Origin of the sequence: Micromonospora sp., assembly GCF_048594385.1 — a bacterium.
GTDB classification, from domain to species: domain Bacteria; phylum Actinomycetota; class Actinomycetes; order Mycobacteriales; family Micromonosporaceae; genus Micromonospora; species Micromonospora wenchangensis.
Genome location: NZ_JBMDWU010000247.1, coordinates 1 through 12,566 on the forward strand (window position 1 = coordinate 1; position 12,566 = coordinate 12,566).

The following is a 12,566-nucleotide window of genomic DNA, read 5'->3' on the forward strand; positions in this document are numbered from 1 at the left end:
GCAGTCGCGGCGGCACGCGTTCCTGTGCTCGCTGCTGCGGGTGCCGCACCTGGTGCTGTGCGTCAACAAGATGGACCTGGTCGACTTCTCCCAGGAGGTCTTCGAACGCATCGCCGACGAGTTCACCGCCTTCGCGGCCAAACTCGACGTCCCCGACCTCGCGGTGATTCCGGTGTCGGCGCTGCAGGGCGACAACATCGCCGCCCGGTCGGAGAACATGCCGTGGTACGAGGGCCCGTCGCTGCTGCACCACCTGGAGCACGTGCACATCGCCTCGGACCGCAACCTGGTCGACGTCCGGTTCCCGGTGAAGTACGTCATCCGCCCCCAGTCAACCACCGTCACCGACTACCGGGGCTACGCCGGGCAGGTCGCCTCCGGGGTGCTCAAGCCCGGCGACGAGGTGATGGTCCTGCCGTCCGGGTTCACCAGCCGGATCGCCGCCATCGACACCGCCGACGGACCCGTCGACGAGGCGTTCCCCCCGATGTCGGTCACCGTCCGCCTCGACGACGAGATCGACGTCTCCCGGGGCGACATGATCTGCCGGCCGAACAACACGCCCACCGTCGCCCAGGACATCGAGGCGATGGTCTGCTGGATGGACGAGACCCGCCCGCTGGAGGTCGGCGGCCGGTACGTCGTCAAGCACACCACCCGGTCGGCGCGCGCCATCGTCCGCGAGCTGCACTACCGGCTCGACGTCAACACGCTGCACCGGGACGAGGCCAGCACCGCGCTGGCGCTCAACGAGATCGGCCGGATCAGGCTGCGCACCACCGTGCCGTTGCTGGTGGACGACTACCACCGCAACCGCACCACGGGTGGTTTCGTCATCATCGACGAGACCACCAACCGCACCGTGGGCGCCGGGATGGTCATCCAGCGGGACTGACCCGACGCTCCGCATCGGCCGGCCCGGCACCCTCCCCCGTCGGGCCGGCCGAACCACGTCGACCCCGCTCGGCGCTCGGCGGGCCGAACCAGCGGGTGAGCGCGGCGGTCAACCCGTCGGCGTCCGGCCCGTCCGTCGGTGACTGCCAGGCCACGTGGCAGTCCGGGCGCAGCAGCAGCGCGGTCGGCAGGTCGTCGCCGGGCGCGTCGGCCGGCGTGAACCGTCCGGTGACCACGTCGACCCGGTCCCGCCACGGCCCGGCCACCCCGGCGTGGACGCCGGTGGGGTCGAGCAGCAGCGGGCGGGCGGTCCGGGTCAGCTCGGCCAGCCGGACCGGGCCGGTGCCGGTGTGCCACACCAGGTCGGGTGCGAAGCGTCCGACCAGCGGCCCGTCCGCCGCGCCCGTCGGGTAGCGGACGTCCGCCCCGGCCAGCAGGGCGGCGACGTAAGCCGCGTTCTCCGGCCGGTCGAGCAGTTCACCGAGGAGCACCCGCAGCGCGGTGACCTCGCTGCCGGGGGCGATCAGCGCCGACTGGGCCTGGGTGGACATGGTGACCCGGTGCGCCACCGGTCGGCGTTCCGCCTCGTAGGAGTCCAGCAGCCCGGCCGGGGCCCGGCCGTGCACCTGGGCGGCCAGCTTCCAGCCCAGGTTCACCGCGTCCTGCAGGCCGAGGTTGAGTCCCGGCCCGCCGATCGCAGAGTGGACGTGGGCGGCGTCGCCGAGCAGCAGCACCCGCCCGGCGCGGTACCGCTCGGCGAGCCGGGTGTTGCCCCCCACCAGTCGGCGCAGCAGGTGCGGCCCGGGGCCGGCCGGCGGATCGATCGGCACGTCGGCCCCGAGCACCCGGGCGACGCTGGCGCGCAGCTCGGCGAGGGTCAGCGGCCCGTCGAACCGCGTCGACTCGGGCCACTCGATCGTGCTGAGGCCCGCCGGACGCCCGGCGAAGGGGGCCCACACGATCAGCCCGTGCGGGGTGCGGGTGTGCCGGAACGGCGCGACGGTGCCGTACCCGGGGACCACGAGGTCGCCGGTCGCCGGGTCGACCAGCTCCGCAGGCAGGCTGACCTGGGCGGTACGGGAGACGGTGCGGTCGGTGGACACGCCGGGGAAGCCGATCCCGGCCAGCCGGCGTACGACGCTGTGCCCGCCGTCCGCGCCGACCAGGTAGCGGCAGCGCAGGGTGGTGCCGTCGGCGAAGGCGACCCGCACGTCGTCCGCGCCCGGGGTCAGGCCGGTCACCTCGTGTCCCCGTCGGACCTGCACGCCCAGTTCGGCGACCCGCTCGGCGAGCACCCGTTCCAGGTGCTTCTGGGGGGCCTGGAGCAGGTACAGCGGGTTGTCCGGCACCGCCCGCAGGTCCAGCGGCAGCGCCCCGAAGACGAACCCGGGTGACGGCTGCGGCGGCCCCGGGTCGTCGACGAGGCGGTGGTGCAGGCCGCGCCGGTCGAGCAGCCGGACCACCTGACCGACCAGCCCGTTGGCGCGCTGCTCGGTGGTGGGGGCGGACAGCCGTTCGCAGACGACGGGCCGGACGCCGGCCATAGCCAGTTCGGCGGCGAGCAGGAGACCGTTGGGGCCGGCGCCGACGATGAGGACGTCGATCATGGCGGGTTCCTTTCGAGGGCATGGTGGATCCGCCGCCGGGGCGCGGCGGATCATGGGCAGGACCGGGCACCCCGACGGGGTGCGGGTGGACGCGCCGGGTCGTGCTTGCGCGGATCGGCGGGAAGGGTCGGCGGGGCGACGGGCGGGCGACGGGTCGGGTCAGCGGGGTGTGGGGGGCGGCAGGCCGGCGGCGAGCCGGGTCAGCGCGTCGGGGAGCAGGTGTTCCATCGCCACGGGCGGATCGGCGCGCAGGTAGTGCCGGATCGCGGCGTTCACGGCGGCGTTCACGCTGGCCGCCACGAGGTGCGGATAGAGGTCGCGGTCGGGGTCGGTGCCGGTGCGTTCGGCCACGGCCGCGGCCAGGTCGGCCTCGGCGATGGCGCCCGCGCGCAGCATCTCGCCCTGCAACGCCGGCTCGGCCAGCATCACCGCGAGCCCCTCGACCCATTCGGCGTGCGGGCGCGGCGGCGACCGGGTGACCTCGGGGCCGGGGGCGAAGCGGGTCAGTGTCGCCGCGATCAGCGCCGTCCAGAGGGGTTCGTCGGTAGGCCGTCGGCGCAGCTCCTCGGCGACCCGCCGGCTGCGGTCGAGGTGCCGGAAGGCGATCGCCTCGGCCTTGCTGGAGAAGTAGTTGTTGAACGTGCGCGGGGACACGCCCACGGCCTGGGCGATGTCCTCCACCAGGACGTTGTCGAAGCCCCGGGTGACGGTCAGCCGGATGGCCGCCCAGCTCAGCGCCGCCCGCGTCTCGGCCTTCTTGCGCTCCCGTAGCCCGCTCACCCACCCAGCATAACCAAAACTGCGTGACACGCAATATTTCGTGTCACGCAGTTTTAGCTTCCGGCCCCCAGCGGCGTTCGTCCTCTGGGAAGCAGGGGTCGCCCCCGCCCGCCCCCGAAAGCCGGACGGGCCCCGGCCGATCGGCCGGGGCCCGCACAGCAGGGTCGGATCAGGACAGGTCGAACCGGTCCAGCTCCATGACCTTCGTCCAGGCCGCCACGAAATCGGTCACGAACTTGGCGCCCGCGTCCTGGCTGGCGTAGACCTCGGCGAGGGCGCGCAGCTGGGAGTTGGAGCCGAAGATGAGGTCGACCGCGGTGGCGGTCCACTTCACCTCGTCGGTGGCCAGGTCCCGGATCTCGTAGACGTGCTCCTCGGACTCCGACGCCTTCCACCGGGTGCCCGGGGACAGCAGGTTGGCGAAGAAGTCGTTGCTGAGCACGCCCGGCCGGTCGGTCAGCACGCCGTGCGCCGTGCCGCCCACGTTGTTGCCGAGGGCCCGCAGGCCGCCGACGAGGACGGTCATCTCCGGCGCGGTCAGGTTGAGCATGTACGCCCGGTCGACGAGCAGCACCTCCGGCTGGGTCTTCTCACCCGGACGCAGGTAGTTGCGGAACCCGTCGGCGCGCGGCTCCAGCACGGCGAACGACTCGACGTCGGTCTGCTCCTGGCTGGCGTCGGTGCGGCCCGGCCGGAACGGCACGGTCACCTCGACACCCGCGGCACGGGCGGCCTGCTCGACGGCGGCCGAGCCGGCCAGCACGATCAGGTCGGCCAGCGAGATCTTCGCGCCACCGGCATCGTTGAACTCGCGCTGGATCCCCTCCAGGGTCGCCAGCACCGTGGCGAGCTGCTCGGGCTGGTTGACCTCCCAGCTGCGCTGCGGCTCGAGCCGGATCCGCGCGCCGTTGGCGCCACCGCGCTTGTCGGTGTGCCGGAAGGTCGCCGCGGAGGCCCAGGCGGTGCTGACCAGCTGCGCGGTGCTCAGGCCGGAGTCGAGCACCTTCGCCTTGAGCGCGGCGACGTCGGCGTCGGACACCAACTCGTGGTCGAGGGCCGGCACCGGGTCCTGCCAGAGCTGCGGCTCGGCGACCCAGGGGCCGAGGAAGCGGCTGACCGGGCCCATGTCACGGTGCAGCTGCTTGTACCAGGCGTTGGCGAACGCCAGCGCGAACTGGTGGGGGTGCTCCAGGAAGCGCCGCGAGATCTTCTCGTACGCCGGGTCGACGCGCAGCGACAGGTCGGTGGTGAGCATCGTCGGCTTGTGCTTCTTGGCCGGGTCGTGGGCGTCCGGGATGATCGCCTCGGCGTCCTTGGCGACCCACTGCTTGGCCCCACCGGGGCTGGTGGTCAGCTCCCACTCGTAGCCGAAGAGGATCTCGAAGAAGCGGTTGCTCCACTGCGTCGGCCGGTCGGTCCAGGTGACCTCCAGACCGCTGGTGATGGTGTCGCCGCCCTTGCCGCTGCCGTGGGTGCTCAGCCAGCCCAGGCCCTGCGCCTCCAGCGGGGCGCCCTCGGGCTCGGGGCCGACGTGGTCGTCGGCGACGCCCGCGCCGTGGGTCTTGCCGAAGGTGTGCCCGCCGGCGATCAGCGCAACGGTCTCCTCGTCGTTCATCGCCATCCGGCGGAAGGTCTCCCGGATGAAGTGCGCCGCCGCGAGCGGGTCGGCGTTGCCGCGCGGGCCCTCCGGGTTGACGTAGATGAGGCCCATCTCGGTCGCCCCGACGCCGGCCGACATCTCGGTCTCGGAGGAGTAACGCTCGTCGCCGAGCCAGGTGTCCTCCGGGCCCCAGAAGATCTCCTCGGGCTCCCACACGTCCTGCCGGCCGAAGCCGAAGCCGAAGGTCGTGAAGCCCATCGACTCCAGGGCCACGTTGCCGGCGAGCACGAGCAGGTCGGCCCAGGAGATCTGCTGGCCGTACTTCTGCTTGACCGGCCAGAGCAGCCGGCGGGCCTTGTCCAGGTTGGCGTTGTCCGGCCAGCTGTTCAGCGGCGCGAACCGCTGCCCGCCGTCACCCGCGCCACCGCGGCCGTCCTCGATCCGGTACGTGCCGGCGGCGTGCCAGCTCATCCGGATCATCAGGCCGCCGTAGTGGCCGAAGTCGGCCGGCCACCAGTCCTGCGAGGTGGTGAGCACCTCGGTGATGTCCCGCTTGAGGGCCTCGACGTCGAGCTTGGCGAACTCCTGCGCGTAGCTGAAGTCCTCCCCCAGCGGGTTGCCCTTGGCCGAGTGGGCGTGCAGGACCGAGAGGTCGAGCTGGTTGGGCCACCAGTCCCGGTTGGTACGCGGACGCCCTCCGGTCTTCGGCTTCGGGGAGTCGATCGCCGGGTTCTCGCTCTCGCTACCCTGCGCGGTCACCGAGTCGTGCGCGACCGGGCAGCCGGCCGCCGCCTTCTGGTCCACGCCCTGCGCGCTGGCGGGGGCGTTGTCCTGGGTGTCGCTCATGTACTTCCTTCCGAACTGGTGGATCACTGGGAGATGCGGTCGGCCGCGCAGTCGGGGCAGGTGCCCCAGTAGACGACCTCCGCCTCGTCGACCACGAAACCGTGGTGGTCGGGGGCGGTGTGGCCAGGAACGTGACCGCCGGCGCAGTCGACGTCGGCGATCACGCCGCAGGAGCGGCAGACGACGTGGTGGTGGTTGTCCCCCACCCGCGCCTCGTAGCGCGCGGTGGACCGGCCCGGCTGGATGCGGCGCACCAGGCCGGCCTCGGTGAGCGCCCGCAGCACGTCGTAGACCGCCTGGTGGGAGACCGTGGGCAGGTCGGACCGGACCAGCGCGATCACCGTGTCGGTGTCGACGTGCGGATGGTCCCGCAGCGCGGCGAGCACGGCCAGTCGGGGCCGGGTCACGCGCAGCGAGGCCGCCCGTAACTGTGCCTCGAGGTCGGCCGTCATGGGACGACCATAGTCCGCTGTTCTGGAGCAAATCAAGTTTAGGCTCGGCGCGGCGGCGGGCGTCCCTCCCCCGGGTGACGCAACCCTCACCCCTTGTGACCGGCCGAGACGACGGAAGCGGGTCGGCGGGAGGGGACGGGTGGGCTCAGCGGCGACGGGGTGGCGCGGTGCTGCCCCGCACCACCAGCGACGTGCCGAGCTCGTACCGGTCCTGCACCAGCGGCTGGCCGTCGGCCAGGGCCAGCGCCAGGCGGGCCGCGGTGGCCCCGATCTCCCCGAACGGCTGCCGCACCGTGGTCAGCGGCGGCGCCAGCCAGGCCGCCTCGTCGACGTCGTCGAAACCGACGACGCTGAGGTCGTCCGGGATCCGCAGCCCGGCCTCCCGGGCCGCCGCGTAGACGCCCAGCGCCTGGAGGTCGTTGCCGCAGACCACGGCGGTGGGCGGCGCGGCCCCGGCGAGCAGCTCGACGCCGAGCCGCAGCCCGTCCTCGAAGGTGAACACGCCGCTGCGTTCGAGGCGCTCGTCGAACGGCACGCCCGCGTAGTCCAGCGCGGCCCGGAAGCCGTCGCGGCGGGCCCGCGCCGACAGGTCCCGGACCGGCCCGGTGAGCACCCCGATCCGTCGGTGGCCGAGGTCGACGAGATGGCGGGTGGCCGACAGCGCCCCGCTCCAGTTGCCCGACCCGACGGCGGGGACGGGGAACAGGTTGCCCACCGGGTCGACGGCCACCAGCGGGATGCCGGCGGCGGCGAAACTCGCCCCGTCCTCGGCCGTCACCAGGGAGAAGACCGTGATCACCGCGGCCGGCTGGCGCAGCAGCACCGCCTGCGCCCAGGGCTGCCCGGCACGCAGGCGGTGCCGCCCGTCGGTGAAGCCGACCGTGTGGTCCCGGGGGCCGGCGACCTCCTGCACCCCGCGCAGGATCGGCATGGCGATCGAGGAGAGCATCTGGTGGAAGACCACCTCGATGCAGGGCGTCACGCTTCCGGGCGGTCGACGGCGGTAGCCGTGGTCGCGCAGCAGCGCCTCCACCCGCTGCCGGGTCTGCTCCCCCACCCCCCGGCGGCCGTTGAGCACCTTGGAGACCGTCGGCGGGGACACCCCGGCGAGTTCGGCGATCGTGGCGAGGGGCAGGTCACCGCGCCGGGGCTTGCGGGAGCCTCGACGTCGACCTTCCTCGATCACGCAGGGAAGTCTACGTGCCCCGGCAGCCCCGTCCGGAGCACAAGCGACGGACCCCGGCCGCACCGGGTCCCGGTCAGTGCGGGGCCGCCGCCGGGCGGTGGGTGAACCAGTCGAACGCCGCGCTGCCCCCGGTGACGTACATGCCGACGACCCGGCCGGTGAACCCGGCGGCGACCTCGGTGGACAGGTAGCGTCCGTCGAGTTCGGCCAGCACGACGGGGCCGGCCGGGCCCGCCACCTCGAAGGTGACCATGTCGCAGCCGGCCGCGCGTACCCCCCGGGGGGCGGTCCGGGCCGCCAGGTCGGCGGCGGAGGTGACGGTCGGCGGGTAGAGGTCGTGGGTACGGGTGGCGACCGTCAGCACCAGCGGGCCGTCCGGTACGGCGTGGGTGGCGAAGACCTGCCGGAACGGCCCGGCCCGGCCGATCACCCGGACGGTGCCGGCCCGGACCTCCAGGTCGTAGTGGTGCGCCTCGTCGATGCGGATGGTGAGCCCGGCGGTGCCGGTGCCCGGGTCGACCCGCACGCTGGTCCGGCTGTCGTGGTACCGCTGCCGCAGCGCCACGATCGTCGCACCGGCGAGGTCGAGGGTCGCACCCACGGCGTGCAGGGTGAGCCAGCCCGGCCGGGCGGTCAGCGACCAGCAGTCGTCCGGGCGGCTGCGGGGCGAGATCCACTCGGGCGCGAGGACGGCCGCGTCGAAGTCGTCGTGGAAGGCGTCCGGGCCGGCCGGGGAGGCACCGGCCGGGGCGCTGCCCGGGGGCGCGGGGGTGATCTCCCGGACCGGGTCGACGACCGGCCAGCCGTCGACCCAGCGCACCGGCGCGAGGAAGGTCTCCCGGCCGAGGACGTGGTAGGGCGGCCACTGGCCCCGGGCCCGGATGCCGAGCAGGACCAGCCACCAGCTGCCGTCGAGCGCTTGGACCAGGTCGCCGTGCCCGGTGGCCTGCACCGGAAGGTCGGTGCTCCGGTGGGTGAGGATCGGGTTGGCCGGCGCGGGGGTGAACGGGCCACGCGGGCTGCGGGAGCGGGCGACCGAGACGGCGTGGCCGGTGTGCGTGCCGCCCTCGGAGAGCAGCAGGTACCACCAGCCGTCGATCCGGTAGAGGTGCGGGGCCTCCGGGTACTGGCCGCCGGTGCCCGACCACAGGGGGATCGGCCCCTCCAGCACCCGGCCGCCGTCCGGGTCGATCCGGTAGGCGTCCACGCCGGAGGTGGTCAGCCAGCAGGTGCCGTCGTCGTCCCAGGCCAGCGAGGGGTCGACGTGCGGCAGGTCGAGGTAGACCGGGTCGGACCAGGGGCCGGTGGGTTCCGGCGCGGTGACGATGAGGTGCCGACCCAGGCTGACGTTGGTGGTGATCAGCCAGAACCGGCCGTCGTGGTGGCGCAGGGTGGGCGCGAAGATGCCCCGGGACGCCTCGGTGTCGGCGGGGAGCGCCAGCTGGCCGGGCCGGTCCAGGATGTTGCCGATCTGCCGCCAGGTGACCAGGTCGCGGCTGTGCAACAGGGGTACGCCCGGGAAGTACTCGAAGCTGGAGCAGACCAGGTAGTAGTCCGCGCCGACCCGGCAGACGCTCGGGTCGGGGTGGAATCCGGGGACGACCGGGTTGCGGTAGGACGCTTCGGTGGACACCGCGCGGCACCTCCTCGACGGCACAGGCACAGGCACGGTGGACGACGCCGGGGCAGGTTGCCGCGCCCCGGAAATGTTTGCGATAACATTTCGCAAACCCGGATGCTACGGAAGGCTGTCCGCCGATTCAAGGGCGGCACCGCCGCCCGGTGTCGCGCGGACGTCCCGCCCCGTCGGCCAGGTACCGCCGGAGAACCGGTCCTGAGCTGGCATCCCACCCGCACGCCCGAGCTGGACGGCGGCCCGTCGGACCATTCCGGACGCCGGCCGACAACCACCCGGGGCGGCCGACGGACGACGACGCGGACCTCCGGACCGGGCCAGGAACATTCGCGCAACATGGCCGTCATATCTTGACGGAGCCCAAGGAATCCACGAGAGTCCATATGTGGCGAGATGGTGCGCCGCCGGGAGCTCGACGCGCCGTCACGGTAGTCATGGATGCCGACGTCAGGGCGCGAAGGGCCGCGCCTGTTAGCGATAACAGCAGGGTTTCCGCTGCGGCCGATCGGAATACCGGTCCGGGCCGGGTGGCGGTCGACCGTGTCCCCGGCACCGGGTCCACGGCGGCGGCCACCAGTGCCGCCCTCCCCCATCCGCACCCGGCTCTGATCCGCACCCCTGGGAGAGAACATGTCTGAAGTGACCCGAAGGAACGTCCTCAAGGCCGGAGCGGTGGGGGCCGGCGCCGCGCTGGTTCCGGTCGCCTGGTCCGCCACCGCCCGCGCCGGTTCGGCCGCACCACCGCAGGTGCTGGCCGCGAACGACCTGGCCCTGTGGTACGACGAAGGGGCCGGCACCGACTGGCTGCGTGCGCTGCCGATCGGCAACGGCCGGCTCGGTGCGATGGTGTTCGGCAACGTCGACACCGAACGGCTCCAGCTCAACGAGGACACCGTCTGGGCCGGTGGCCCGTACGACTCGGCCAACACCCGGGGCGCGGCCAACCTGGCCGAGATCCGGCGACGGGTCTTCGCCGACCAGTGGACCTCGGCGCAGGACCTGATCAACCAGACGATGATGGGCAACCCGGGTGGTCAGCTCGCGTACCAGACGGTGGGCAACCTGCGGCTGGCCTTCGGGTCGGCCAGCGGGGCGAGCCAGTACGTCCGCACCCTCGACCTCACCACCGCCACGGTCACCACGACCTACGTGCTGGGCGGCGTGCGGCACCAGCGGGAGGTCTTCGCCAGCGCGCCCGACCAGGTGATCGTGGTGCGGTTGACCGCCGACCGGGCCAACGCGATCACGTTCTCCGCCACGTTCGACAGTCCGCAGCGCACCACCGTGTCGAGCCCGGACTCCGCCACCATCGGGCTGGACGGCATCTCCGGCAGCCAGGAGGGGGTCACCGGCTCGGTCCGGTTCCTGGCCCTGGCCAACGCCGCCGCGACCGGGGGCACGGTCAGCAGCTCCGGCGGCACCCTGCGGGTCTCCGGGGCCACCAGCGTCACCATCCTGATCTCGATCGGCTCCAGTTACGTCAACTACCGCACCGTCAACGGCGACTACCAGGGCATCGCCCGCACCCGGCTCAACGCCGCCAAGGGTGTGGCCATCGAGCAGTTGCGCAGCCGGCACCTGGCCGACTACCAGGCGCTGTTCAACCGGGTGAACATCAACCTGGGTCGTACGGCCGCCGCCGACCAGACCACCGACGTGCGGATCGCGCAGCACGCGAGCAGCAACGACCCGCAGTTCGCCGCGCTGCTGTTCCAGTTCGGGCGGTACCTGCTGATCTCGTCCTCGCGACCGGGCACCCAGCCGGCGAACCTCCAGGGCATCTGGAACGACTCGCTGACGCCGTCGTGGGACTCGAAGTACACCATCAACGCCAACCTGCCGATGAACTACTGGCCGGCCGACACCACCAACCTGTCCGAGTGTTTCCTGCCGGTGTTCGACATGGTCAAGGACCTGACGGTGACCGGGGCCCGGGTCGCCCAGGCGCAGTACGGCGCGGGCGGCTGGGTCACCCACCACAACACCGACGCCTGGCGGGGCGCGTCGGTGGTGGACGGTGCGCTGTGGGGCATGTGGCAGACCGGTGGCGCGTGGCTGGGCACGATGATCTGGGACCACTACCTGTTCACCGGCGACCTGGGTTTCCTCCAGACCAACTACCCGGCGCTCAAGGGTGCCGCCCAGTTCTTCCTCGACACGCTCGTCGCCCACCCGTCGCTGGGCTACCTGGTGACCAACCCGTCGAACTCCCCGGAGCTGCCGCACCACTCCAATGCCAGCGTCTGCGCCGGGCCGACGATGGACAACCAGATCCTGCGGGACCTGTTCGACGCCGCCGCCCGCGCCAGCGAGATCCTGAATGTGGACAGCACGTTCCGCTCGCAGGTGCGTACCGCCAAGGACCGGCTCCCCCCGACCCGGGTCGGTTCGCGGGGCAACGTGCAGGAGTGGCTGGCCGACTGGGTGGAGACCGAGCGCAACCACCGGCACGTCTCCCACCTGTACGGCCTGCACCCCAGCAACCAGATCACCAAGCGGGGCACCCCGTCCCTGTACGAGGCCGCCCGCAAGACCCTGGAGCTGCGGGGCGACGACGGGACCGGCTGGTCTCTAGCCTGGAAGATCAATTTCTGGGCCCGGTTGGAGGACGGCGCCCGCGCCCACAAGCTGCTGAAGGATCTGGTCCGCACCGACCGGCTCGCGCCGAACATGTTCGACCTGCACCCGCCGTTCCAGATCGACGGCAACTTCGGTGCCACCTCCGGCATCGCCGAGATGCTGCTGCACAGCCACACCGGTGAGCTGAACGTGTTGCCCGCGCTGCCCAGCGCGTGGCCCACCGGGCAGGTCGCGGGCCTGCGCGGGCGCGGCGGTTACACCGTCGGCGTGGCGTGGAGCAGCGGGCAGCCCGACGAGATCGGCATCCGCGCCGACCGCAACGGCACGCTGCGGGTGCGGTCGCGGCTGTTCACCGGCAGCTTCACCCTCACCGATGTCGCCGACGGCAGCGTGCCGGCCACCACCCGTCCGGAGACCGACGTCGTCCAGTTCGCCGTCCAGGCCGGGCACACCTACCGGGCGGCCCGGCCGGGCGTGACGCCGACCCCGACGCCGACCGCCACGCCCACCGCCACCCCCACGCCGACCCCGACCACCCCGGCGCCGACCACCCCGGTCCCGACGACGCCGGTGCCGACCACCAGCTCCCCCGCGCCCTCGGGGGCCCGGGCGACGTACGCGGTGACGGGCTCGTGGTCGGGTGGCTTCCAGGCGGAGGTCACGGTGACCGCCGGCGCGACCGCGATCCGTGGTTGGACGGTGTCCTGGACGTTCCCCAACGGGCAGACCATCAGCCAGATCTGGGGCGGCTCGCACACCCAGAGCGGCGCGAACGTGACCGTGAAGAACGTCGACTACAACGGGGCGCTGGCCGCCGGTGCCTCCACCACGTTCGGCTTCATCGGCACGGTGAACGGCACCAACAACGCGCCGACGAACCTCACCTGCACCACGAGCTGACCGGCACCGGACGTGGGGGGGGGGGGGGGGGGCGGCCCGCCCGGCCGCCGCCGGGGGGGGGGGCCCGCGCCCCCCCCCCCCCCCC

The 12,566-nt window shown here is 72.9% G+C and carries 8 protein-coding genes; 2 read left to right on the top strand and 6 right to left on the bottom strand.

The window, feature by feature from the left end; all coding sequences use genetic code 11:
* Positions 1-895: sulfate adenylyltransferase subunit 1 (locus tag ACOJTC_RS12750; protein ID WP_420117010.1), on the top strand; the 895-nt coding region annotated here is incomplete at its 5' end.
* Here ACOJTC_RS12750 and ACOJTC_RS12755 read toward each other — a convergent pair.
* The 6 genes from ACOJTC_RS12755 to ACOJTC_RS12780 all read right to left on the bottom strand — a co-directional run bounded on the left by ACOJTC_RS12755 (position 879) and on the right by ACOJTC_RS12780 (position 8,998).
* A complete protein-coding gene (locus tag ACOJTC_RS12755; protein WP_420117011.1) occupies positions 879-2,501 on the bottom strand; it encodes an FAD-dependent monooxygenase in 1,623 nt (540 codons plus the stop codon). The genes ACOJTC_RS12750 and ACOJTC_RS12755 overlap by 17 nt on opposite strands.
* Before the next feature lie 159 nt (positions 2,502-2,660).
* Positions 2,661-3,281 carry a TetR family transcriptional regulator gene (locus ACOJTC_RS12760; RefSeq protein WP_420117012.1) on the bottom strand — a complete coding sequence of 207 codons (621 nt, stop codon included), beginning with the start codon at positions 3,279-3,281 and terminating at the stop codon, positions 2,661-2,663.
* Between the two features lie 169 nt (positions 3,282-3,450).
* A complete protein-coding gene (katG, locus tag ACOJTC_RS12765) occupies positions 3,451-5,727 on the bottom strand; it encodes a catalase/peroxidase HPI (protein WP_420117013.1) in 2,277 nt (758 codons plus the stop codon).
* Positions 5,728-5,750: 23 nt separating this feature from the next.
* A complete protein-coding gene (locus ACOJTC_RS12770) occupies positions 5,751-6,179 on the bottom strand; it encodes a Fur family transcriptional regulator (protein ID WP_420117014.1) in 429 nt (142 codons plus the stop codon).
* A gap of 145 nt (positions 6,180-6,324) precedes the next feature.
* A complete protein-coding gene (locus tag ACOJTC_RS12775; RefSeq protein WP_420117015.1) occupies positions 6,325-7,365 on the bottom strand; it encodes a LacI family DNA-binding transcriptional regulator in 1,041 nt (346 codons plus the stop codon).
* A 73-nt stretch (positions 7,366-7,438) separates the two neighbouring features.
* Positions 7,439-8,998 carry a glycoside hydrolase family 43 protein gene (locus tag ACOJTC_RS12780; protein WP_420117016.1) on the bottom strand — a complete coding sequence of 520 codons (1,560 nt, stop codon included), beginning with the start codon at positions 8,996-8,998 and terminating at the stop codon, positions 7,439-7,441.
* Positions 8,999-9,631: 633 nt separating this feature from the next.
* On the opposite strand from ACOJTC_RS12780, the gene ACOJTC_RS12785 reads away from it, so the two are divergent.
* Positions 9,632-12,481: a glycosyl hydrolase family 95 catalytic domain-containing protein gene (locus ACOJTC_RS12785; protein WP_420117017.1), complete on the top strand. Its 2,850-nt coding sequence runs from the start codon at positions 9,632-9,634 to the stop codon at positions 12,479-12,481.
* The last annotated feature ends 85 nt before the right edge of the window (positions 12,482-12,566 follow it).

What these genes read in the sequence shown, in the direction of transcription:
- ACOJTC_RS12755 (WP_420117011.1), bottom strand. Translation starts at nt 2,501, where the DNA reads ATGATCGACGTCCTCATCGTCGGCGCCGGCCCCAACGGTCTCCTGCTC.
- katG (WP_420117013.1), bottom strand. Translation starts at nt 5,727, where the DNA reads ATGAGCGACACCCAGGACAACGCCCCCGCCAGCGCGCAGGGCGTGGAC.
- ACOJTC_RS12770 (WP_420117014.1), bottom strand. Translation starts at nt 6,179, where the DNA reads ATGACGGCCGACCTCGAGGCACAGTTACGGGCGGCCTCGCTGCGCGTG.
- ACOJTC_RS12785 (WP_420117017.1), top strand. Translation starts at nt 9,632, where the DNA reads ATGTCTGAAGTGACCCGAAGGAACGTCCTCAAGGCCGGAGCGGTGGGG.